Origin of the sequence: Phenylobacterium sp., from assembly GCF_022402485.1 — a bacterium.
Taxonomy (GTDB): Bacteria; Pseudomonadota; Alphaproteobacteria; order Caulobacterales; family Caulobacteraceae; genus Phenylobacterium.
On sequence record NZ_JAKRSA010000009.1, the window covers coordinates 1 to 21,830 of the forward strand.

22 protein-coding genes and 2 tRNA genes are annotated in these 21,830 nt (G+C 64.1%); 12 read left to right on the forward strand and 12 right to left on the reverse strand.

Annotation, left to right across the window (positions count from 1 at the left end; all coding sequences use genetic code 11):
- Positions 1-373: 373 nt before the first annotated feature.
- Both MH112_RS01260 and MH112_RS01265 read right to left on the reverse strand, forming a co-directional pair.
- Positions 374-877: a hypothetical protein gene (locus MH112_RS01260; protein ID WP_296562896.1), complete on the reverse strand. Its 504-nt coding sequence runs from the start codon at positions 875-877 to the stop codon at positions 374-376.
- Between the two features lie 354 nt (positions 878-1,231).
- Positions 1,232-1,825, reverse strand: coding sequence for a hypothetical protein (locus MH112_RS01265; protein WP_296562897.1), 594 nt, complete (start codon positions 1,823-1,825; stop codon positions 1,232-1,234).
- 601 nt (positions 1,826-2,426) lie between these two features.
- Here MH112_RS01265 and MH112_RS01270 point away from each other — a divergent pair.
- Complete coding sequence (locus MH112_RS01270) at positions 2,427-3,461, forward strand: hypothetical protein (RefSeq protein ID WP_296562898.1); 1,035 nt, start codon at positions 2,427-2,429, stop codon at positions 3,459-3,461.
- 26 nt (positions 3,462-3,487) lie between these two features.
- On the opposite strand, the gene MH112_RS01275 is transcribed toward MH112_RS01270, so the two are convergent.
- The 6 genes from MH112_RS01275 to selB all read right to left on the reverse strand — a co-directional run bounded on the left by MH112_RS01275 (position 3,488) and on the right by selB (position 9,211).
- On the reverse strand, positions 3,488-4,435 hold the full coding sequence (locus tag MH112_RS01275) for an IS1595 family transposase (RefSeq protein WP_296562900.1): 948 nt from the start codon (positions 4,433-4,435) through the stop codon (positions 3,488-3,490).
- 11 nt (positions 4,436-4,446) lie between these two features.
- On the reverse strand, positions 4,447-4,635 hold the full coding sequence (locus tag MH112_RS01280; protein ID WP_296562902.1) for a hypothetical protein: 189 nt from the start codon (positions 4,633-4,635) through the stop codon (positions 4,447-4,449).
- Between the two features lie 367 nt (positions 4,636-5,002).
- Entirely contained in the window at positions 5,003-5,521 is a 519-nt protein-coding gene (locus MH112_RS01285) for a UGSC family (seleno)protein (RefSeq protein WP_296562904.1), read from the reverse strand.
- Positions 5,522-5,552: 31 nt separating this feature from the next.
- The gene (locus MH112_RS01290) at positions 5,553-7,139 is read right to left on the reverse strand and encodes a hypothetical protein (protein WP_296562905.1); all 1,587 of its coding nucleotides are present in this window, start codon (positions 7,137-7,139) and stop codon (positions 5,553-5,555) included.
- 24 nt (positions 7,140-7,163) lie between these two features.
- Positions 7,164-7,258 (reverse strand) — tRNA-Sec (locus tag MH112_RS01295).
- A gap of 12 nt (positions 7,259-7,270) precedes the next feature.
- A complete protein-coding gene (gene selB, locus MH112_RS01300) occupies positions 7,271-9,211 on the reverse strand; it encodes a selenocysteine-specific translation elongation factor (protein ID WP_296562906.1) in 1,941 nt (646 codons plus the stop codon).
- A gap of 83 nt (positions 9,212-9,294) precedes the next feature.
- On the opposite strand from selB, the gene selA reads away from it, so the two are divergent.
- Positions 9,295-10,701, forward strand: a complete 1,407-nt coding sequence (gene selA, locus MH112_RS01305) for an L-seryl-tRNA(Sec) selenium transferase (RefSeq protein WP_296563269.1) — start codon at positions 9,295-9,297, stop codon at positions 10,699-10,701.
- Between the two features lie 85 nt (positions 10,702-10,786).
- Here the strand turns inward: selA and MH112_RS01310 are convergent, their stop codons facing one another.
- Positions 10,787-12,283 (reverse strand): bifunctional diguanylate cyclase/phosphodiesterase, encoded by a 1,497-nt coding sequence (locus MH112_RS01310; protein ID WP_296562907.1) that lies wholly within the window; start codon positions 12,281-12,283, stop codon positions 10,787-10,789.
- 513 nt (positions 12,284-12,796) lie between these two features.
- On the opposite strand from MH112_RS01310, the gene MH112_RS01315 reads away from it, so the two are divergent.
- Positions 12,797-13,936 carry a hypothetical protein gene (locus tag MH112_RS01315; protein WP_296562908.1) on the forward strand — a complete coding sequence of 380 codons (1,140 nt, stop codon included), beginning with the start codon at positions 12,797-12,799 and terminating at the stop codon, positions 13,934-13,936.
- Between the two features lie 8 nt (positions 13,937-13,944).
- Here the strand turns inward: MH112_RS01315 and MH112_RS01320 are convergent, their stop codons facing one another.
- Positions 13,945-14,499, reverse strand: a complete 555-nt coding sequence (locus MH112_RS01320) for a hypothetical protein (protein WP_296562909.1) — start codon at positions 14,497-14,499, stop codon at positions 13,945-13,947.
- A gap of 227 nt (positions 14,500-14,726) precedes the next feature.
- Here MH112_RS01320 and MH112_RS01325 point away from each other — a divergent pair, with 227 nt between their 5' ends.
- Complete coding sequence (locus MH112_RS01325; protein ID WP_296562910.1) at positions 14,727-14,972, forward strand: hypothetical protein; 246 nt, start codon at positions 14,727-14,729, stop codon at positions 14,970-14,972.
- Positions 14,973-14,991: 19 nt separating this feature from the next.
- On the opposite strand, the gene MH112_RS01330 is transcribed toward MH112_RS01325, so the two are convergent.
- Positions 14,992-15,345, reverse strand: a complete 354-nt coding sequence (locus MH112_RS01330) for an Hpt domain-containing protein (protein WP_296562911.1) — start codon at positions 15,343-15,345, stop codon at positions 14,992-14,994.
- A gap of 91 nt (positions 15,346-15,436) precedes the next feature.
- Between MH112_RS01330 and MH112_RS01335 the strand changes: the two genes are divergently transcribed.
- The 4 genes from MH112_RS01335 to MH112_RS01350 all read left to right on the forward strand — a co-directional run bounded on the left by MH112_RS01335 (position 15,437) and on the right by MH112_RS01350 (position 17,485).
- Positions 15,437-15,512 (forward strand) — tRNA-Lys (locus tag MH112_RS01335).
- 69 nt (positions 15,513-15,581) lie between these two features.
- Entirely contained in the window at positions 15,582-15,857 is a 276-nt protein-coding gene (locus MH112_RS01340; RefSeq protein ID WP_296562912.1) for a DUF1294 domain-containing protein, read from the forward strand.
- A gap of 108 nt (positions 15,858-15,965) precedes the next feature.
- A complete protein-coding gene (locus MH112_RS01345) occupies positions 15,966-16,628 on the forward strand; it encodes a glutathione S-transferase family protein (protein WP_296562913.1) in 663 nt (220 codons plus the stop codon).
- A gap of 128 nt (positions 16,629-16,756) precedes the next feature.
- Positions 16,757-17,485, forward strand: a complete 729-nt coding sequence (locus tag MH112_RS01350) for a superoxide dismutase (RefSeq protein WP_296562914.1) — start codon at positions 16,757-16,759, stop codon at positions 17,483-17,485.
- A gap of 123 nt (positions 17,486-17,608) precedes the next feature.
- Here the strand turns inward: MH112_RS01350 and MH112_RS01355 are convergent, their stop codons facing one another.
- On the reverse strand, positions 17,609-17,971 hold the full coding sequence (locus MH112_RS01355; RefSeq protein ID WP_296562915.1) for a hypothetical protein: 363 nt from the start codon (positions 17,969-17,971) through the stop codon (positions 17,609-17,611).
- Positions 17,972-18,278: 307 nt separating this feature from the next.
- On the opposite strand from MH112_RS01355, the gene MH112_RS01360 reads away from it, so the two are divergent.
- Genes MH112_RS01360 through MH112_RS01375 form a run of 4 tightly spaced genes read left to right on the forward strand, consistent with a single transcriptional unit; the run spans position 18,279 to position 21,740 of the window.
- Positions 18,279-19,352: an ABC transporter permease gene (locus MH112_RS01360; protein WP_296562916.1), complete on the forward strand. Its 1,074-nt coding sequence runs from the start codon at positions 18,279-18,281 to the stop codon at positions 19,350-19,352.
- Positions 19,349-20,176, forward strand: coding sequence for an ATP-binding cassette domain-containing protein (locus tag MH112_RS01365; protein ID WP_296562917.1), 828 nt, complete (start codon positions 19,349-19,351; stop codon positions 20,174-20,176). Before MH112_RS01360 ends, MH112_RS01365 begins: the two co-directional genes overlap by 4 nt.
- A gap of 2 nt (positions 20,177-20,178) precedes the next feature.
- Positions 20,179-21,117 carry an MlaD family protein gene (locus tag MH112_RS01370; RefSeq protein ID WP_296562918.1) on the forward strand — a complete coding sequence of 313 codons (939 nt, stop codon included), beginning with the start codon at positions 20,179-20,181 and terminating at the stop codon, positions 21,115-21,117.
- On the forward strand, positions 21,114-21,740 hold the full coding sequence (locus MH112_RS01375) for an ABC-type transport auxiliary lipoprotein family protein (RefSeq protein WP_296562919.1): 627 nt from the start codon (positions 21,114-21,116) through the stop codon (positions 21,738-21,740). The genes MH112_RS01370 and MH112_RS01375 overlap by 4 nt, the downstream gene beginning before the upstream one ends.
- Positions 21,741-21,830 lie beyond the last annotated feature (90 nt).

Genomic DNA, 21,830 nt, shown 5'->3' on the forward strand with positions numbered 1-21,830 from the left:
GCACCTCGTTCACACCGAGGGGGTCACAGGTTCAATCCCTGTCGCATCCACCATTCCTTCCGCCGCTGAACCGGCGTGAATTCCTTCCCCACGAAGGCCTCCGAGAAGTCCGCCGGTTAGGCGGTAATGCATCCCTGCGCCCAGCGCTCCGAGGGTCGCAGTTCGAGCCAATTGGCGCTGTCAGGCACGGGCGAAAAATCTCCACCTTCGTATTTGAGCCGTGCCGCCGCGCGACAGTTTAAAGCGCACAGGCGCTCGTGGCTGGCTGGTTCCGCGAACCGCCACGACTTGGAAGTGGTGCGGTTCGCTCGTCGGGCGCTTTCGGTGTCCCCAAAATGGGCGCGTGATCCGGGTTGGAAGCGCCGCACCCGTATCAGCCCTCAAGCTTTTCCGAAAAAAGCACATTGATGATCTGCGGCAGCGACACGGCGGCCCGAACCGAAGCCTTTAGTTCATCCAGAAGTTCTTGTTCCTCTCGGGGTGGACCGGCTTCGCCGGCTATCGCCTCATCGTCGCGCCAATCGTCAGGATTGACCTGGATCGAGGCGGCCACCCGATCCTTCACCTCGTCCAATGTCATCGGATCGATCGCCTCGATCTGCTGATCGATCCGATGAACGCTTTGTTGCACGAGGAAGCGGAACACTCGCTCCCAAAATGGTCCGACAACGCCCTGGTCAATGACCCCGACAATCTTCCAGCACCGCAGATCGGGCCCGACCAGCACCATGCCCAATCGTTCGCCATATTTCAGTTGCCATGAGGTGCAGGTGGAAAAGTCCTCAGGGTCGATGAAGTACTTGACCTTTTCACGCCCCGCCTCGGCGTAGCGACCGACGTCGCGGTAAAGCGCCAGGGCGGGAAATGTCGGGCTCACCGGCGCTTATCCGACTGCGGCTTCAGCGCGCTCTCGCTTCAACCGGTCTTGCGTATTCATTTCATCATAGCGTTCACCCGCCGGGTCTGGAACGGAACGCGGCCCTCCTTTCGGCATCTGCGCCATAGAGCATCCTTCGCCATGTTGTGGTGGCGGCGCGCGCGACCTGCCAAGCCGCGGCGGCACGAGGTCAAACCATGCATGAACGCTTCGAACGAGGCAGTTATATACATGACAAAGCAGACCTGCTCGGTTATTGATTCGCTCGACAGGCCGGCGCTCCAGCAGGCGGTGGCGAACCTGCTTGAGGACAGTTTCGACGCCGCCCCGCTGCATTGCTTGCAGGTGGCCGATCTAGTGCTTGCCTTGCTTGAGGCGCGCGGAGAATAGCGCCTGCGCTATGCGGCTGGCGTCGCTCGTCAGGTGAAAAAACTGTTCCCGATAGCCGTCAATCTGCCTGGCTGTGTAGCCGTATTTGCCGAATATCATTCGGCTGATTGCATCCGCAAAGTCCGGTTGATCTGGGGATATCGGCTCGCGCTTTCTGGAATTGTAGTGAGCCGGCACTAAGTAGTAGCCGCGAAAGCTCGCCTTATCAGTCACGCCTAGAACGACGCCGTGGGCGATCTCATTACGCCGCGCGCTGAACATCTTGGCGCGCTTTAGAAGCGCGGGTAATGTCGATACCTCAGCGCCTTCTTTGAACGGGCACACCTCAAACGCGGCATCCAGCATGTCCTTGCGCCCAGTAAAGGCGGAAACGACGCCATATGCGCGGATAGCTCCCCCTTCGCTAAGGTTGGCGCCGCAAAGCAGGCCGAAGATTTCGGCGAGGATTCCCTCAAGTGTTTCCCATTGCGTTAGCGCCCGCCCCACCGCCTCGTACAGCGCGCCATCTTCTGGATCCCCCTTGTCCGAGAGCGGCGCGACGTCATAGAGATTTTGCATGGCTAATGATCGATCCAAGGCAGACGACAAGCGGGAAGACGCAGATGCGGAGTTTCAGCGCGTCCTCGGCAACCTAGTGAACACGCCTCACAAGCCGCACAAGGCACCGAGGGCGAAGCGGGCGGTCCCGTCCAAAGTTACTCCACGATTGCCAAAGAGTACCTGAGGCAGTAACACCCCGGAAAACAAGCGGGGGGTGAATTGTCAGACTACGCAGAGGAACTGCCGCCGGCGTGTCCGCCTGAAGCGGCCAGTGACGCGCCGCTAGAGGTGGTTTACCGCTTCCTGCGCAGCGGTAATGCCTCGCCAGACGAGTTCCATTCGCACGCAAAGCGTGGCCAGAAGAATCGGACTAACGCCGATCTGTGCGGTTTCTCATCGTGCTCTCTGCTTGCAGATTGGCATAAGTACCTTGAAAACATCCCCAACATGAGGAAGGTGCACACGCACGTAGCCCGGCTGAGTATTCCAGCCGGTGTTGGTAAGTCGAAACCTAAGTCTAAGAATGGCACGGTACACATCGATTTTTGGTGCTATGCTGGTAAGTGCTTGACCGAGTGCGTTGTAGAAGTCGTTCCCGTCCCTCCGGAGGAAGACGCGAATGCTGCGAGCTAAGACATACCGTCGCGCGCGCTTCGTTCAGACTCTATACGAGTACGACGGACCGAAGCTTATCCTGCTGAAAACACCTGGTACAAGCTATATCATCGCCGTGGCCATCGTTAATGAAGAATTTGACGAGCCATTCTACGGCGCGGAAGTGACGCTAGATCAACTGCATTGCCTTTTGGAGCAAGAGTATAGCGTTAGGTACTTATTTCTCAAGCCGAAATACAAGATGAGATTCATCTTAGATTTGGCGGACCTTGACGATGGCCCTGACGTTAAACTTATTGAGACGCCCCTAAGTCCCGCCACTGTGGAGTACCTTCCCGGTAGAACTTTCTTTGCCGACGACTTCACAGAAGAGGTGACGCTTGGCCGAGAGATCGTTAGTCGTGCTGAAGAGAGAATATTAGTAGATGGAAATTGGGAGATCTCAGACTTCGGAGATCTGTACGGCGGGTACTCGGATCTCTATAGCTTTACGGACGGTGTAAAAAAGTTTGAGTCTCAGATCACCTCCCTTGAAGATAAAAGGGAGATTATGGGCGCGTTCCAAAAGCAGTGGCAAGGCGGTGGAAGTTACGGCTCGTTCTACCGAACGATGCGGAAAGCCCAATCGCCGTCGGAACGTCTTGGGCTCGGAGGCTTCGAATATCATTCGCCTGGATTCGTGGATTTGGAGGGTCGTTCCGACCTTCTGAAAGCTGTGACTGCGATGCTTAGGAACTTTGAGGCTGAGCAGGCTGAGATCGCTAAGGGCTACAAGGCCCTCTACAACTACCTCCAGGCGAACAAGCTCCTTTCCATGAAGGCAGCGGACTTCGACAAGGACACGCCGTTAGCGAAGAGCGTGGCCGTACAAGGGGCGGAATTTAGCGCGATGCTTCCCAATGCGCCCTGGGGTACCATCTTGCGACTATCGGGAAATGACCCCTTGGTTGCGGCGAAGGTGGTCCTATCGCTGTACCGCCGACTGAGCCGACTGAACGACTTTCAGCTGCAAGGCCGCGTTACTTTCCAAGCGACCTAATGCGCTGAAGCCCTTTCGCCTTCTGCTTAAACGTGCGCGGCTTCGTCAGGCCGCCGATAGGTCAGGCGCTTGCCTCCGATCCCGCGAAGGGCTTCGTTGGTGCGGGCTTCGTCTTCGATTCCGAGGCCAGAGCGGTTGCTGTAGCGGAAATCGAACTCTGCGAGGTAGCGGGCGAGGTGCTGTTCCGAGACGTGATGGAACGTGCCGATGACGCCACGCTTCAAGATCGAGAAGTAGTTTTCGACCGTGTTGGAGTGATGGAAGCCCATACGGACGTACTCGCCAGCGGCATGATCAACGGCTGAGTGCGCGGCGAACTCCTTGCCGACGGCGGGATACATGCGAGCGCCGTCCGTCATGAGGTGCGAGGCGCGGTCGGCGGTCTTGACGATGATCGGGCGCAGGGTCTTCGCGGTGACGCGGGACACATGAAACGAACGAGCGCGACCGTCGCGTTCAACCAGGGTCACGACGGCTTGCTTGCCGCCAAGATGGTCGAACTTGGCTAGGCGCTTGTTGCGGTGTTTGTTCTGCTCCTTGCCGCCGACATAGGTCTCATCGACTTCGATGACCTTGCCTTCACCGCCGATGGGGGCGGGGTTGGTCGGGTTCATCGCTTCGCGGATGCGATGGCACATGAACCAAGCGGTCTTGTAGGTGACGCCAAGGGTGCGCCCGATCTGGTGGGCGCTGATGCCCTTCTTGCTGGCGGACATGAGGTAGGTCGCCAGCAGCCACTTGTTGAGCGGCACCTTGGAGCGTTCGAACACAGTCCCGACCGTCACAGAGAACTGCTGACGGCATTCCTTAGCGTTGCACTGATAGACGCCCGCGCGCGCGGCCTTACCGCCGACGTTGGTCGCGTCATCAACCGAACCGCAATGAGGGCAGATCGGGCCATGGGGCCAGCGGGTCGCCTCAAGATGGGCGCGGGCCTTGTCTGCGTCGGTGAAGATTGGATCGGTGAGGTTCATGGTTCGCTACGTCACTGTTTGCGATGCGCCAGAAGGGATCGAGTTTCTTCCGGCTGATACTCGTGATCCGCGCCACATCGCGGACACACCACCCGAAAGCTCTCCAATGGCAGATCGTCTTGATCTTCGAACGGGAACGCCACCGCGCAGCCTTTGCACTGAACGCCCTGAAGCATCTGGCCCGGCTGAAACTTTGGCATGTCCCGTCTCCTTGATTGACAACCTAGCGGCTCACCCTGCTTTGTCAAGTATATAACTGCCTCGGACGATCAAGAACACAACAAGAACATTTACCGGCGTTGGGAGACGGGTGACGGCGAGACTGCCCACCCTACCACTCCTTAAAGTGGGTTAGCCTGACGGGCTCCACCCACGCCCCGTATACCTCCCCAGAAACGAGCTCGAACCGGCCCCTGCGGTCGGCCTGTTGAACAGGGGGATCAGGAAAAGGTCTTGGCCGCTCGCGGTGTGGCTAATGGACCAGACGTTCAGAGCGCGTGGCGCGAGCGGGCACCGCCGCAGCCCTAGATGCGGATCATCAGTCGGCCTCCTCGGAGATCCGTTTGATCAAGCCGACAGGGCTGCCACGACCGATTCCAGCACCTGATGGGCCTTGGCGCGCATCTCGTCGTCGGTGGCGTCCTGGATCGGATGGTCGACCAGTACGTAGCGCGCATCCTCCATGCCAAGCGCCTTGCGCTGGACCTCGGCGGCTTCGGCGAACTCGCTGGAGGCGATGCTGACGGCGGGGACGCCCTGGATCTCGAACCACACAATGTCGTGCAGACTGCACGTCATGCAGGATCCTCAATCGGCGAGGGCTTCCACCAGCAAGCTGCACTCTGCCTTGATCTTGAGCCGGAGATCGGAGGGACAGGGCTTGGTGAAGGTCGGCTTGGCGTAGCGGTTGATCACCACCTTGGGGTAACGCGCCGCCAGCAGCCGCTCCAGTTCGTCCAGCAACACGCTACCGCGCGGCTTGGAGATATCGAGCAGGCCGATCACGCCGGAGATATCCCCCGTGCGCGGGGTGACCTGTCGGGTGACGGGCACCCGTTCGTCGGTGGGGTCCAGGATTGTCGTCATCGGCAGACTCCAAACTTCTATCGCGATGCTATCAGCAATCGATTTTGCGGGAAACGACCGTCGAGCCCATCGGGCCGGTCACCCAGCCGTGGAAGGCGGCTGAAAACTTCCCGGCATCGGCCCCGGCGACGACAATGTGGATGAACTTGCCGTCTGCAAACTTGCCGACAGGGGTGTCCAGTTGGGCTTCGCTCATTTTGGCGGCCGAGGACCGCGAGATGCCCGCGCCGGAAACCTCGCTGGCGACCATCTCGCGCAGCGGCCTGGCCGTGACCGCCTGGATGCGCTCACGCAGGCGCTGCTTGGAGTAGGGACCGTCGACCGTGAGCGTCTGGATGTGCTCGGGGCAGACCACCAGCAGCGCATCGGTCGGCATCCGGCGGATCTTGGGCAGAAACATGCCTTCAAGTCCAAGGCCGAGGGTTCCGGCGATCTGGTCGGGTTGGCGAGAGTCCTGGTCAACGATCTGCACAGGGCCGCTGGTCATGGCAAAGGCGGTAACCACCGAATCCTCCCGCTTGAAGCCGCGTTCGACGTGCAGCGGCTCCCAGGGCGAGCCTTCCTCCCACTCGGCGAAGCACATGGTGAACTTCATCGGATTGGACAGGGTGGAGCGATCCACACCGCCGGGCCGGGCACCGCCCAGGTTGCGGATCACCAGCCGAAGCGCGCGGCCGATGGTGGCGTTGGCGCGATTGCCGTTACCCAGCGCCGCGAGCCGCATGTTCATGCCGATCCGCTCGCGGATCGGGCCATTGACGACCAGCACCGGGGACGCCCCCATGGTGGTGGCGTTGACACCGTGGGCGTTGAACTCGTCAGTGCAGACCGCCTCGACCGCGGCGATCACCACCGGCAGGTATTCGGGCTTGCACCCGGCCATCACGGCATTGATTGCGATCTTCTCCACCGTCGCAGGGGCCAGGTTGGGCGGCACGATCGCCACGATGTCCTGTGGGTCGCGGGTCGTGCCCGACAGCATCCGCAACACCCGCTCTGGGGTGGGGGGCACGACCGGCAGGCCGTCGCTGAACCCCTGATCGAACATGAACTCTGCGATGTCGTCGGCGCTGGCGATCTCGATCCGCCGTGCGCGGATCGCGCTGCCCTCGGCCTCGGCCAGCAGGCGATCGTGGATTTCGGGGTCGAGGTGCTTGGAGCCGCAGCCAGGCCGCCAGTCCGGCAGGTCGGCCCATGCGATGGCGGCGGGCCTTGCCTGGAGATCTGTGGCGACCGTCTGGGCCAGCGCCTCCCACTCCGCACGCACGAAGCCTTCCAGCGGCGACCGCAGCACGCCGTCCTGACCGCTCCAGTAGACGGCGGGAACGATCTCAAAGCCCCAGGCCAGCGAAGCGCGTAGCGCGCTGTCGTCCAGAATGGGCAGGGTCAGGCCGTGGCGGTCCTTGAGGATGGCATTGCCATCGCTGGTCTGGCCGACCATCCAAATGTCGGCGACATCACCCCAGGCCTGGTGGAATGCCTCCAGCACCGGCGCGGCCAGGTTGCAGGTATGGCAGTCCTCCTTGACGAAGGCGATCAGGGTGGGCCGACCGGTCGGGAAGGCGCGCGCCCCGCCTGCCATGTCGCGCAGGGAGAAGGCCGGTGGGGTCGCGGTCATGGATAGCGCCTCGGATCGCGTTTCTGGCGGAGGTGGATGGGAATCGAACCCACCACACGCCTTTGGGACGTGTCACCGGTTTTGAAGACCGGGGAAGCCACCAGACTCCAGTCACCTCCAGCGTCGGGACCTTAATTCGGGTTCCACACCTTGACCACCTGGCGTGTGTCGCCCGCTCGGACCGTGTCGCCGCGGGCGTCCAGGTGCTCAAGCACCGGCACAATGAATTTGCGGGACGTGGCCAGCGCCTCCCGGGCCTGGGCGGTGGTGAATTCGGTCGGCGGCGGAAAGGCCGCGCTCAAGGTCTGGACAGCTGCGTCCAACGCATCGGCGTGGAAGATCAGAGTCTGACGCAGCGCGACGTTGCGCAGCGAGACCAGCCCTCCAGTGTCGGTCAGCAGGTCGACGAGGGCGGGATCGTCAGGGGTCGTCCCGACCAGGTCCTTGGGGCTCGGCGGGGTCATCCCGCCGGCGCGGAACTGGTCTTCGATGTCACGGACCCGCCGGGTCGCGGCGGCGGACAGGGCGGCGAACGGGTCATGGCGGCTCAGCGCCACGAGGCCGCGACTAAGCTGGATATCGCCACCCGCCGACAGCCCCTGTTCCACATGAGCGATCAGGGCGGGCGACATGACGCGGGCGAGTTCGCCCCGCAAGGTGCCGAGCGGCGCGCCGGCCTTCATGGGTTGATCGCGGTGGGCCTCGGCGAGCCGATCCAGATAGGCCCGTCGCCCCTCGATGATCGCGGCCTCGGAGGCCAACAGGTCGTCGTTCAGCCGCTCAAAGGCGCCCGCCAGGCGTGCCCGGACCTGCTCTGTAAGGCACCGCGAGAGCCGCGCCGCCTCCGCTGCCGATACCACGCCGCCGTCACGCTCGGCCAAATGGGCGGCGATCTGATCGAGTTCGCGCTCGCTGACCGCCTCAAGCAGCGCCCGACGGTTGTCCAGAGTCCGGGCGCGCAGCGGGGGCGCCGTCGGATCGAGCACCGTGACGCCGCCGATCGTCTCGGCCGGAGAGAGCCGACGCAGCACGCCTCGCTGGCCGGCGTGAGTGATCGTCGGACTGGCGAACCGCAACTGCGCCAGGCCCCGGCCGCCGGCTTGAATTGCGGCCGCGTCGATCAATCGCACTCGGGCCATGTCCTGCCGGGCGCCCCACAGCACCCTCAGCTCGTCGCCGGACTTGAGCGGGCGTGGGGTGTCCGGCGCGACGGCCAGTTCGACATCAACCCGGAGGGCCGGTTCGTAGCCCCCCGGCGCGCACAGGACTTCCCCGACCGCCACCTGCTCGACGGCGACGCCGCGCAGGCCCGCCGCGACTCGGCCGCCGGGGCCGGCCGTCTCCACGGCCTCGCCGTGAACCTGCAACTGCCGCAAGCTGACGCTCCGCCCCGATGGCAGCAGCAGGGCTTCTTCACCTGACTTCAGTGACCCGCCCTGAAGCGTACCGGTGACGACCGTGCCGGCACCGGTAAGGCTGAACACCCGGTCGAGGGGCAGGAAGGCACCCGACAGCGGCTCAAGGCGCGGAGCCCGGGCGGCCAGCGCCTCAAGCTCGGCATGGACCGCATCGAGGCCTTCACCCGTCACCGCTGAGCAGAACACCACCGGCTCCCCGCTCAGGAAGCTGTCGGCGAGATCGTCCACGATCTGGCGCTGGAGCGCGGGCCGGTCTTCCGCCGCCAGCCGATCTGACTTGGTGATCGCCACCAACCCGGCCCGGACACCCAGATAACTGGCGATCCGCAGGTGTTCGCGCGTCTGGCGGCCGACGCCCTCGACGGCGGATACCACCAGAAGCGCCGCCCGGGCGCCTGCGGTGCCCATCGCCATCGCCCGGATGAAGTCCTCGTGTCCCGGCGCATCCAGGAACTCGATGCCGCCGCCCGAATAGTCCCGCCAGGCAAAGCCCAGAGCAATCGAGAGGCCGCGCGCCTTCTCCTCCGCCAGTCGGTCGGTCTCAAAGCCGGTGAGCGCCCGCACCAGCGCCGTCTTGCCATGGTTGACGTGGCCGATCACCGCGAGGCTGAGGGGTGTCGATGGCGGTTCAGGAGGTTGGGCCGGCGCGGACATCGGGGAATCCACTACGTCATCCGGTCGGCTTGGCAAAGGCCGAGGCCGGTCTGTAAGGTTGGGGCTACAACGGGAGACGCCCCATTTCACCCAAGGCCTCCGAGACCGTTCGCGCGGACCCGCGCCGCCGCCTCCCGGCTGTGGGCGTTGTGTGCGGAGACGCTGGCGCCCGGCCACTGATCGCGCAGTTCGGTGCCGAGGCGCTGGCGCGGACGGTGCGAGAAGCCCTGGGGGAGGCCCGGACCGCCCTCGCGGCAGGCGGACAAGTGGCCCCGACGGTCGCCGAGCTGCTCTCGATCGCCAGTACTCGCCTGGAGGCTGGCGCGCGCGAGAGCTTGTTTCCGGTGATCAACGCGACTGGTGTGGTGATCCATACCAACCTCGGCCGCGCGCCGTTGGCGCCGGAGGCCGTGGCGGCTGCCCAAGCCGCGGCGGGATATGGCAATCTCGAACTGGATCTGGAGAGCGGCCGGCGATCTGCGCGGCACGAACATCTGGACTCGCTGATCACCGGGGTTACAGGCGCCCAGGCCGGGTTAGCCGTCAACAACTGCGCCGGAGCGGTGCTGCTGGCCCTGGCGGCGTTGGCCGAGGGCGCGCCGGTCATCGTGTCGCGGGGCGAGCTGGTGGAAATTGGCGGCGGGTTCCGGGTGCCCGACGTGGTGGCTCAGAGCGGCTCGGCGCTGGTCGAGGTGGGCACGACCAACCGCACGCACCTGCGCGACTACCAGCAGGCCCTGGCCGACCATCCTGCGGCGCGGATCATCCTGCGCACCCATCCCAGCAATTTCCGCATCACTGGCTTCACCAGCGCGCCGGCCCTGGATGCCCTGGCCCACTTCGCCCACGCCCACGGCCTGTTGCTGGTGGAGGATTTGGGCGGTGGGGCGCTGGTCGACCTGGCACCCTACGGGATCACGGGCGAGCCGACGGTGCAGGATAGCCTCAAGGCGGGCGTCGATCTGGTGCTGTTCAGCGGCGACAAACTGCTGGGCGGGCCCCAGGCCGGGATCGCGGTCGGCCGGCGGGAACTGGTCGATCGACTGGGCCGTCACCCGCTGGCGCGCGCGCTGCGCCTGGACAAACTCTCGGTCGCAGCCCTGGCCGCCACCTTGCGCCTCTACCGACCGCCATCCGATCCCACGAGTCGCATCCCTGTCCTGCGGATGCTGACCGAACCGGTGTCCATGGTGGCCGCGCGCGCGGCAGTGCTGATGGCCGCGATCGAGGCTACGCCGGCGCTTGAGGCCACTCTGCAGGACACCCAAGGGTATGCGGGGGGCGGAGCCATGCCGATGCAGGCCCTGCCCAGCCGGGCGGTCGCAATTCGGAGTCATCGATTCAGCGCCGAAACCTTCGCCCGGCGCCTGCGCACCGGCGCGACGCCCGTGCTTGGCCGGATCGACCAGGATCTTGTCTTGCTCGACCTGCGCACGGTCGCCGAGGCCGAGCTGGCTGTGCTGGCCGAGGCGGTCCAGTTGGCGTCCTGAACCCGCTGGTCCCCACGACATGTTCTTTTTGACATCGTGTGACGTGTGATCCTCGTCGCCGACATACCGCCGTCCGGACCCGCCCCTAGGCGGCGACGGCTTTCTGGGGGTGATCTGCGCCCTGGGCGTCGGCCTGGAACTCGATGATCTGGCTGGCAGCCATGGGGCGACCGATGAGGTAGCCCTGGGCCTGGTTGCAGCCCTGGGCGCGGAGGGCCTCGAGCTGGCCCCTGGTCTCGACGCCTTCGGCCAGGATCTTCAGCCCGACGGCGGACGCCAGTTCACTGATGGCCTTGATGATCGGCGCAGCATCCTGGCGTTCCTCCAGGGGCGTCACGAAGGACTGGTCGATCTTGATCTTGTCGATTGGGAAGCGGCCCAGATAGCTCAGGCTGGAATAGCCGGTGCCGAAGTCGTCCAGGGCGATCTGGAAGCCCATCTTGCGCAGATGCTCCAGGTTCTGGAGGACCACCGCGTCGGCCTCAAGCACGACCCCCTCGGTGATCTCGAACTCGAAGTCGTTTGGCTTGACGGCGTTTTTCTCCAGCAAGGTCCTGACCGTGGACATGAAGGCTGGGGACCGTAGCTGGATCGGGGAAACATTGATGGCCGTTCGCAGCCCCGGCCACAGCTTGGAGTCGGCAAACGCCTTGTCCATGGCGTAACGGCCCAGGGCCTCGCCAAGACCGGCCGCCTCCGCCATGGGCACAAACACGCTCGGAGAGATCTGGCCCCGGGTGGGATGGGGCCATCGCATCAGGGCCTCGACGGCGATGGTCGCGCCCGTCTCATTGATCTGGGGCTGATAAACCATCTGCAGATCGCCGGTCTGCAACGCCTGCCGAAGTTCGACCTCCAGGTCCATTTGCAGGCGCTGGGCGTGATCGAGAGAGTCGTCAAAGAAGGCCATGGCCGCCCCTGAGGCCTGGGCCGCAGCGTTGGCCAGGCGAGCCTGGCGGATGGCGTCCCGGGGGGCGATCCCTGGCGCATGGATGAAGTTGACGCCGATCGTGCTGGGAACCACCACCTCACCGACCGGCGTCGCCACTGGCAGGTCCATCAGCCTGTTGATCTGGCCACCGACCAAGGCCTGCCGGATGCCGCCTGTGGCCGGATGAAAGACCGCCAGCATGTTCTCGCCGATGCGGCCAACGCTGCTGCGCTCGCCAAAGGCGGAGACCAGGCGACGGCTCAACTCGCGCAGAACCTCGTCCCCGCAGCCATCACCAAGCCGGTCGTAGATGTCCCTCAACCGCCCAAGCCGGACAGAGACCACCACAAGAGACTGATCCTGGCCATGAGGCGCTTGAGTCTGCCGGCCAAGGGCCTCGATGAAGCCGTCCGCGTTAAGGAGTTGGGTCACCGGATCGTGGTGCTGGCGATAGGCGGTGGTGCCCCGCGCCGCCCGTTCGGCATTGCGCCCATTCTTCCACTGTCGCAGCAAGATCAGCCCCGAAGCGATCAGGCCGGCCAGGACAGCCGGCAGACTCTCCGCCATCGCCAGATCGTCACCGGCACGCAAAACCAGCAACACAATCAGAGCGATAAGCGTCACCAACGCCGCCAGGCTGAGCACGTCCATGGCATGACCAGCCAGGCTCTGGTCCAAAAGCGGGGCGGACTTCCTTTTGATCAAAATGGGTGACCCCCACCTAAGGCTGCCAGGCTCGCCCCCGCCAGATGCGACGGATAACGACGCTCAACGGCTAGGTGAGCACTCCCTAACGACATACTAATGTTAACGACCAGGCGCCGCGCGCCCGGGCGCTCAAGGGTTGGCCGTGACGCCCCCTTTAGACCCGCTCTTGGAGTGCTGACGGGCCTGTTCGAGCCATGCCGCGCATGGATTTCAGGCCTGTCGACCTGCGCCGCCTGGACCTTGAACGAGGCCAGATAGGGTCCACCCAAATCGAGTGAGTTGCCGCAAGCCAGGGTCAGGCGCGGTAGGCCCCGTCATGGTGCGGCAACTGTGTTCCCGCGCCCAGCACAACTCATATCGAGTGACTTTGGGGCAGCCCTGCGGTTCCGATTCATAGTTCTGAATGGTCTAGGCCCTATGGCTCGGGTCGGAGCGAGGGGCACTAGAGTACCGCGAATGGGTCAGGTTCGAACCAACAACAACCGTGCCGTGCGAAGTCTCCTCAGCCTGCAGTCTGGGGTTTCGACGGCTCGGGCGTTGAACCTGACGGCGGTCTGGCGGAAGCACAAAGGTGAGTCCGCCTATGTCGAGCATCCGTTCTTTAAGAGCCCGGTCCTCAATCGGGCCATTGTCCTGAAGCACCGGCTTCGGGCCGATGAGATGGAATTGCTGGGTTCGTCCAGGACCAACGCCACCAAGGTGATCCTGCCGCTGGACCCTGCGGACCTGCGGGTAGGGGCGCGCTCGTTCTTTATTCATCAGACGGGCTACCGCTCGCTACTGGAGGAGGTGGCCACCGGCGACCTGTCCGCTGACCGCCGAGATGAGGCCTTGCTCAACGTGCTCGATGGCCTGCCTTCGCTGGATCCCTTTCTGATGCGCGAACGGCTCCGGCAGGAGCAGTTCACCCCCGATCGCTGCTATTTTGACCTGTCTGAGGCCGACTCTGCTCAGATGTTTGAGTTTGTCCGGCAGGAACTTCGCCCCCTGGTTGGCTTGACCTTTGACGATCTGGATGTCCGGCTGTTCGAGAAGGCTGAAAAACTGGCCCACAAGATCATGTCAAACTCGTCTGACGCTGATCTTGACCCGCTGCGGCTTGGACTGGGGATGGAGAAGCACGCCTTTGAGGAGGGCGTGTTCTGCTGGAAGGGATTCATCTATTACAAGTGGACCCTGAACAACCTTCTACCCCAGATCAAACCTGTCTCTGATGAGATTGCCTCTGTGCGCCCCGTCGATAAACCCAATCTGGAAGACCGGATTTATATGGACGCTGCCAGGGAACGGTTGATCCAATCGGTCGATGCGGCGTGCATGACGGTCAGGTCTACGCTGAAGGTCTATGACAAGGCTTATCGAGACCTGACGCACAACGGCAAACCCGCCGCCTTCCGGGAGTTTCTGCTGAAAGCGCCCAGCCTGTTCTATGAACTTGGCGAGCGGCTGGGGAGCGTCGACCACATTGTCAGCTTCTGGCGCTATCGCTTCCCCGTCGGGGCGCGGCCAAAGATCTCCACTGAGGATCTGTTCGACATGTTCGCGGATTTCGAGTCCAGCCTGAGCTTCGAGCCCCGCCAACTGATCGTCCGCTAGGACAAGCCTTAAGGGGCCAGAGGCTGGGTCAGGTCGAAGTCGACCCGAAACAGGCGGCCTGGCCGGGCGAGCTCATAGGTGAAGGTCTCGGGCGACAGCTCCAGGGACCAGACATTGGTGTTGGACACCGTCCGGTCGGTGCGGTTGAACAGGGCAATGGAGTCTGCATCCACGGGGAAGCTCTGACGGCCCGCAGATCCGGCCTCCAGGCTGTCGCCGCCATATTGCGAGATCTCGTCCTCCACGCCGTCAGCATGGCGATGGTCATGTTTGAGCCGCAGGCGGTCCTCGCCCAGGCGGGTGATGACCCAGGTCCGCGAGCGGTCTTCGCCCACATGGAAAGGAACCCGGATTTCGGTTGCGCTGCAGCTGGCCACGGTCATCACCAACTGGGCCTCCCGGAACGCCGCATCGGTCTCGTTGCCCGCCGCCACCTTGCCCGAGAAACTCTGGCCGCAGAGCTTGCCCAGGGCATCGAAGAATTCACCGGCCGGGCTCTGCGCCAGGGCTGCAGGGGCGAAGGCCAGCCAGGCCACGGCGGCAACAGTGAGGGCACGTTTCATCGGGACACTCCTTGAGGGCACCCTGCGGCGCTCCGGATGAGCCGATCCTAGACCCATTGCTGGCCGGACGGCCATGGCCCGGACCCCTGCCTCGCTCAATCCCTGTGTTTTCGCCGTCACCTTGCGCGCCAGGCGATAGAGTTCGACGGGCTGCAACCTCATCAGGGCCCCGATCCTCCGCCATGGGTTAGGCTGCCCACGACCCCTTTGCCGATTCGGACCCCGCGATGAGCAAGCCCCCGCATCTGAACTACCGCCCAATGGATGACGGGCGCTACGAGGTGTGGCTCCATGCTGTGGTCACTCAGGACGCCCTGCTTGGCCTGCACGGGGTGCTGGCACAGTATGACGCCGAAGCCCCCCCCGAAAGCGCCCCAGAGGCCGACCACGACGGCGCCTCGGGCAAAGAGATCGGTGCCGACGGGGCCAGCGCCAACGACGACACCGAGATGGATGGCGGCAAGGCCCACTGACCCTCCTGGTCAGTGCAAATCAGCCCCCGCTCGGCGACCTCAAGGACCGGAGCATCAGCTCGTGGACATAGGCCGCCACGTCGGAGAGCGCGGCGTCCAGGGCGTCACGGACCGCCGCCAGTTGGCCTTCCCCCTCGACCTCGGCGGCCTCACAGGCTGCAGCCAAGGCACCAGCCCCGATGCCCCGCGCCGTTCCCTTGATCGTATGGACCGCGTCGCGCCAGCCCTCCTGGCCCGGGACAATCATCGGCGCCCACAGGCTGGCCTGCTGACGGAACAGTTCTAGGACTTCCTGCACCACGCCCAGGTCACCGGCGGCATAGGATTCCAGATAGGCGAAGTCCACCGCCCCGGTCAGATCGCGTCGCGCCATAAAACTCTCAGTCCCTCGCTTGCCAAGCCCGGAAATCCGGCTATGTTCCGCGCCCTCGCCGGGACCCCCGTCAATCGGGCTCCGACGCGATGGGTGCATAGCTCAGTTGGTAGAGCAGCTGACTCTTAATCAGCGGGTCGTAGGTTCGAATCCTACTGCACCCACCAAGTTTTCCCATGAGAACTGTTGGTGGTCGGGCCGTGAAGGGCTTGGTCTGTCTGGCGCGAGGTTCGGGAATGTCGATGCTTGCCCTGCTGGGCCTGTCGATCATCAACGGCACCACCTTCGCCCTCTTCGCCCTGGACAAGGTTCGTGCGCAGACCGGTGGCCGCCGGGTGCCTGAGCGCACACTCCTGGGACTTGCCGCCCTGGGCGGGTCCCCAGCGGCCCTCGCGGCCCAGCAGATCCTGCGCCACAAGACCCGCAAACAGCCCTTTGGGGCCCGGCTGGCCGCTATTGCTGGTACCCAGGCCATCGCCCTCGCTGCGGGTCTGGCCCTGCTGGAGGGATGAGCCGGTCGCCGCTCAGCCCGTCACAGGGCATGGAAAATGCTCTAGACCTGTATCACCCTGCGGGGTGGCGAAGGGCTATCAAGGCCCAGGGAACCAGGGGAGTGGCCGATGATGAAACTCTATAGCGGGGACCTGAGCCCCTATTCCGCCAAGGTGCGGATGCAGATCTACGCCAAGGGCATCGAAGATATTGAACTGGCGCCGCCGCCTGGCTTCCCCCAGGCCGGCTTCAGCAAGGTTTCCCCCATCGCCCGCATTCCGGCCCTCGACCTGGGGGATGAGGTGATCGCCGAGTCGGAGGTGATCAGCGAGTATCTGGAGGAGGTCTATCCGACCCCGCCTCTGCTGGGCACTTCACCCCGGGAACGGGCCCGCATCCGCACGATCTCGCGGATCGCCGACATCTACGTCATGAACAACATCTTCATGTGCATCCCCCAGGGCCGGCGCTCCACCCGCAGTGAGGCCGTCCGCGACCTGCTGACCGGCCAGACCGCCCGGGGCGTTCGCACCCTGGAGCACTATCTCGATGGCTCCGGCTTTGCAGTGGGCGGTGCCCTGACCCTGGCCGACTGCACCCTGGTCCCGGCCCTGTTCCTGGTAGAGAACGTCACCCCGACCTTTGATGTGCCCGATCCCCTGCAAGAGGCCCCAAAGGTCGGTGCCTATTGGCGGCAAATCCAAGAGAACCCCCTCGCCGCCCGTGTTCTGGTGGAGCTGCATCGCGGCCTGGAGGAACGTCAGGACCTGATGCGCAAGGCCGGCGCCTGATCCCTCCCGAGCGGGTCTGATTTTCGTCCTGATTGGCTATCATGATGTCGACACGGGTCGCCCATGGGCGGTGCGTTTCGATAAGGTCGCGTGGACCTGCCCGATCCAACCCCGAAGGAAGCCTCCCTATGTCCGCTAAAGCGCTTCGCCTTGCCCTTCTGGGCACCTGCCTGCTGTCCAGCCCGGCCTTGGCCCAGGGGGCCACAGCGGCGACCGAAGCGCCGGCCGCCGTGGCACCGGCCGCAGCCTTCAGCCTTGCCCCGCTGCCCTATGCCTATGACGCCCTGGAGCCGCTGGTTGACGCCGAAACCATGCGCATTCATCACGGCCGCCATCATCAGGCCTATGTGAACAATCTCAACGCGTTCCTGGCAGCGACCCCTGGCCTGGCTGGCAAGTCCCTTTTGGACCTCCATCAGGAGACCTCCAAGCATCCTGCGGTACTGCGCAACAATGCTGGGGGGCACTACAACCACACCCTGTTCTGGGAGCTGATGGCGCCCAAGGGTCAAGGGGGCGAGCCCAGTGCTGTGCTGATGGCGCAGATCAACAAGGACTTCGGGTCCATGGAGGCCTTCAAGACGGCCTTTCAGGCCGCCGGCGCCCAGAGGTTCGGCTCAGGATGGGCCTGGCTGGTCTGGGACGGTGCCAAGCTCGTGGTCACCTCAACGCCCAATCAGGACAATCCGCTGATGGACGACGCCCCCGTCAAGGGCGCGCCGATCATCGCCAATGATGTCTGGGAACACGCCTATTATCTGAAGCACCAGAGCAATCGCGGGGCCTATCTCACCACCTGGTGGGAGGTGGTGAACTGGAATGAGGTCAACCGCCTGTTTGACGCCGCACGCCAGTAGACGCTCCGCCATAGGGCAGGCCCACCTGCCTCTGCGTGGCCTTCGGGCCTGCAGAGGCAGCGGGCAGACCCCCTGATCGCTTCAAGGCCATCGGAGCCCCCTAAAGCCGGCACCGGCCAGGGCTCAGGCCCCTGGTGACGCTCGCTCTTCCGGTGTGTGCGCCGTCTCCGGGGGATCGTTCAACGGCGGCAGATGGGCGGCCACCAGATCGTCCCGTTCGGCCAGCCGCACAGCACGTCGCACATTCAGACGCAGAAGCAGTTCAGCCGACGGCCACCGCCGCCGCACGTCGCTGAGACGGGCGATCAGATCGGTGCCCATCACGTTTTCCGTCTCACCGGCATAGATGAGCCGTGTCTCGGCCTCTGGACCGGTGTCGGAGATGACATAATTTGCCCCCGCCATAGGCGGAATGCGGTCATTCTCCAGGGCGGTATAACGGTAAGTGGCGCCGGTCTTGCCGACGAAATCCAGTTGGCGGGCCAACACAACGCTCCCAGCCTAGTCTACGCATTTTCAAGGGATCGGCGATCAAGCCGCCGACAGACCCCTCTCTACACGGTCGAATTGGGCGAAAGCGAGACGCCATTCACAGCCAAGCTCGTGAATTTCAGCACTTTCGCGTGCTCAGGAACAACCGTCGCCATAAGGCGTTCCGACCGAACCCCCGGCTCTGCTAAGATTGGCGGGGCGGCCCCTGTCGAGTCCGCCATGAGTTTGGAGCCGCACCATTTCCAAGGTTTCCCCCACCGGTGACCTGCCCGCTGCGTTCGAACTCGTTGGCGAGGGGGACGTGCGCACGGTGAAGTTGACCGGCGACTGGACCCTGAATGCGGTCGACCGGGAAGGTCGGCGCCTGTCGGCCGCGCTCCGCAGCGCCCCGGTACAGCATTACGATCTGACCGATGTGGGCCGGATGGACACCGCAGGTGCCTTTGCGCTGATCCGGGCTGCCGGGGGCACCCTGGACCTTGCGAGGGTCGAGGCCCGGCCAGAAAGCCAGAGGCTGATCGAGCTTGTGGCCAGGGCGGCGGCAAAACGAGAGGTGCCGAAGGAAGAGCCCCGCGGTTGGCACGAGATGACCGTGCGGATCGGCAAGGGGGTGGTCGGCACCGGCTATGACGCCTTCGACACCCTGGTATTTGCCGGTCACCTGCTGATCGTTCTGGCCAAGAGCCTGATCAATCCCTTCCGGATCCGCTGGGCGTCGGTGTTCTCCCTGGCCGAGCGCGCCGGACTGGACGCCATCCCCATTGTCGCCCTGACCTCCTTCTTTATTGGCGCTGTGGTGGGCCTGCTGGGCGCCAACATGCTCCGGGAGTTTGGCGCCCAGGTGTTTGCCGTCGAGCTGATTGGCGTTGCGGTGCTGCGGGAGTTCAACATCCTCATCACCGCCATCCTGCTGGCTGGACGCTCGGCCTCATCCTTCGCCGCCGAGATCGGCTCGATGAAGATGAACCAGGAAGTCGACGCCATGAAGGTCATGGGCGTTGATCCCTTCGAAGCCCTGGTCTTTCCCCGCTTCATGGCCCTGTTGATCACCATTCCTCTGTTGACCTTCGTGGCCACCCTGGCCGGGCTCTGCGGCGGTCTGGCCATCACCTGGACCGTGCTGGATATTGGGCCGAGCTTCTTCTTCCAGCGGATCCTGGAATATGTGGGCCCTACCCATTTCTGGGTGGGCATGTCCAAGGCCCCGATCATGGCGATCGTCATCGCCGGGATCGGCTGTCGGCAGGGCATGGAGGTCGGCGGTGACGTGGAGTCCCTGGGCCGACGGGTGACCGCCGCGGTGGTGCACGCCATCTTCGCCATCATCATGATCGATGCGGCCTTCGCCCTGCTCTATATGGAGCTGGACATTTGACCGGTCCAAGTCCCCTCACCCCAAGCTTCGCCTCTCCCGCCGAGCCGGCAGAGGACTATGTGATCGAGGTCGAGGGCCTGCGATCACAGTTCGGCGATCATGTGGTCCACGAGGATCTGCACCTGAACGTCCGTCGGGGTGAAATCGTCGCGGTGGTTGGCGGGTCAGGGTCTGGCAAGTCGGTGCTGCTGAACTCGATCATCGGTCTGAAGGTCCCCGAGGCTGGGATCGTCAAGGTCTATGGCCAAGATGTCGCCCGGACCCGGGAGTCCGGGGGACTGGAACGCCGCTGGGGCGTTCTTTTCCAGCACGGTGCCTTATTCTCCAACCTGACCGTGCGGGAAAACATCGAGGCGCCCATGCGCGAGCACACCCGGCTGTCGCCGCAGGAGATGGAAGAGTTGGCCGACCTCAAGATCGCCCTGGTCGGCCTGCGCCCCGATGCCGGGGCCCTCAAACCGTCCGAGCTTTCCGGCGGCATGCGTAAGCGGGCGGCGCTGGCCCGGGCCCTGGCGCTGGATCCCGAGCTGCTGTTTCTGGACGAGCCGACCGCCGGCCTTGACCCGATCGGGGCCGGTGCCTTCGACGAACTGATCCATGATCTGTCCGAGAGCCTTCACCTGACCGTGTTCATGATCACCCACGACCTCGACAGCCTTTACACGATCACCGATCGGGTGGCGGTGATCGCCGACCGCAAGGTGGTGGCCGAGGCCCCGGTCGCCGAACTGGAAACATCTGATCACCCGTGGATCCGGGAATACTTCCTGGGGCCTCGGGGCCGCGCTGCGGCGAAAGCCACCGCCCAGGGGAGCCTCGCCTGACCATGGAAAAGAACGCCAATTACGCCCTGGTGGGCCTCTCGACCCTGATCCTGTTTGTCGGGCTGGTGATCTTCAGCATCTGGCTGGCGCGTGTGGCCTTTGCCCGGGACTATGATGTCTACGACATCCTGTTCCAGGGGCCTGTTCGAGGCCTGACCCAGGGTGGCGAGGTGCATTTCAACGGCATCAAGGTTGGCGAGGTCACGGATATCTCGCTCGACCGGACAAATCCCAGCCGGGTGATCTCGCGGGTGCGGGTGAATTCCGATGTGCCGATCCGGGTGGACTCCTTCGCCACCCTGGAACCCCAGGGCATCACGGGCCTGAACTATGTGCAGATCTCAGCCGGCACCTCGACGAGGCCCCTGCTGAAGGAGGCCGCACCCGAGGGTGAGGTGCCCGTGATCCAAAGTCAGCGCAGCGCGCTGGCGGACCTCTTGGAAGGGGGTGGAACGGTCCTGTCGCGCACGGTGGAGGCCCTGGACCGGGTCAATCGCGTCCTGTCCGACGAGAATATTGTGACCCTGGGGGCGGCCATTTCCGATGCCCAGGCGGTGACGGCTGAACTGCGCGAACGCAAGGCGATCATCGCCGACGCCCAGGTCGCTCTGCAGAACATCGGCGAAGCCGCCAAGGAAGCCAGAGCCCTGGCGGCCTCCACCCGCGACATTGTCGATACCGATGGCCGCGCGGCCATGGCGAGCCTGAGTGAAGCCGCCACAGAAACCGAGTCCGCCGCCGCCGACCTGCGGCGGATGCTGGCGGCCCTTGAAGGCCCCACCTCGGACTTTGCCACCTATGGCCTGCCCCAGGTGGCCCGCGCAGCCGAAACCCTGGAGGAGGCTGCAGAGTCCCTTTCGCGCCTGACCAACGAGGTCAATGCCAATCCCCGCGGCGTGGTGGGCAAGGCACCGGCCAAGGAAATGGAAATCCAGCCATGATCACGTTTGTGCGCACCCTGGTTATCACCGGTCTCGCCCTTGGCCTGTCGGCCTGCGTCACGCTGATCCCGGAGACAAAACCTGCGCAGCTCTATCGCTTCGGCGGAGGTGTGGCCGACGCCTCAGCTGCTGCGCGGACCGAAGGCAGCGTCGGCGTGGTGCTGTCGGGCTCCAGCTTCCCCAGGGCGTCCAGCGGCGACCAGATCCTGACCCTCACCGGCAGCCAGGCCGCCTATGTGGCAGGCGCCCGGTGGGTGGCCCCGGCCAGCATCCTGTTCGATGAAGCCCTGGCCCAGGCCTTTGATCGTAATTCAGGCCCTGCCCGGCTGATCACCCGGAGCGAAGTCCGCCCGGCCTCAAGCCTTCTGCGGCTGGATGTTCGCCGGTTTGAGACGGTCTATGATCCAGGCAAGGCTACAGCCCCTGTGGTCGTCGTGCGTGTGCGCGCGACCCTGACAGCCCGAGACGACCGCACTCAGGTGGCCGAGGAAATCTTCGAAGCTCAGGTCAGGGCCTCAGATAATCGGGTCGGACAGATCGTCGCTGCCTACGACTCTGCGGTGGGCCAGGTCCTGGAGTCCGTCGTCGACTGGTCTAATCGGGAGGGGCGGCCTAACCCCTGAGGTCGCGACCGCCGCTGCACCTTTCGCGCAACCCAAAACGGTATCTCTAGTAATCGCCCTCAAGGCGTGTATTCCAGGCAAACGGCGACT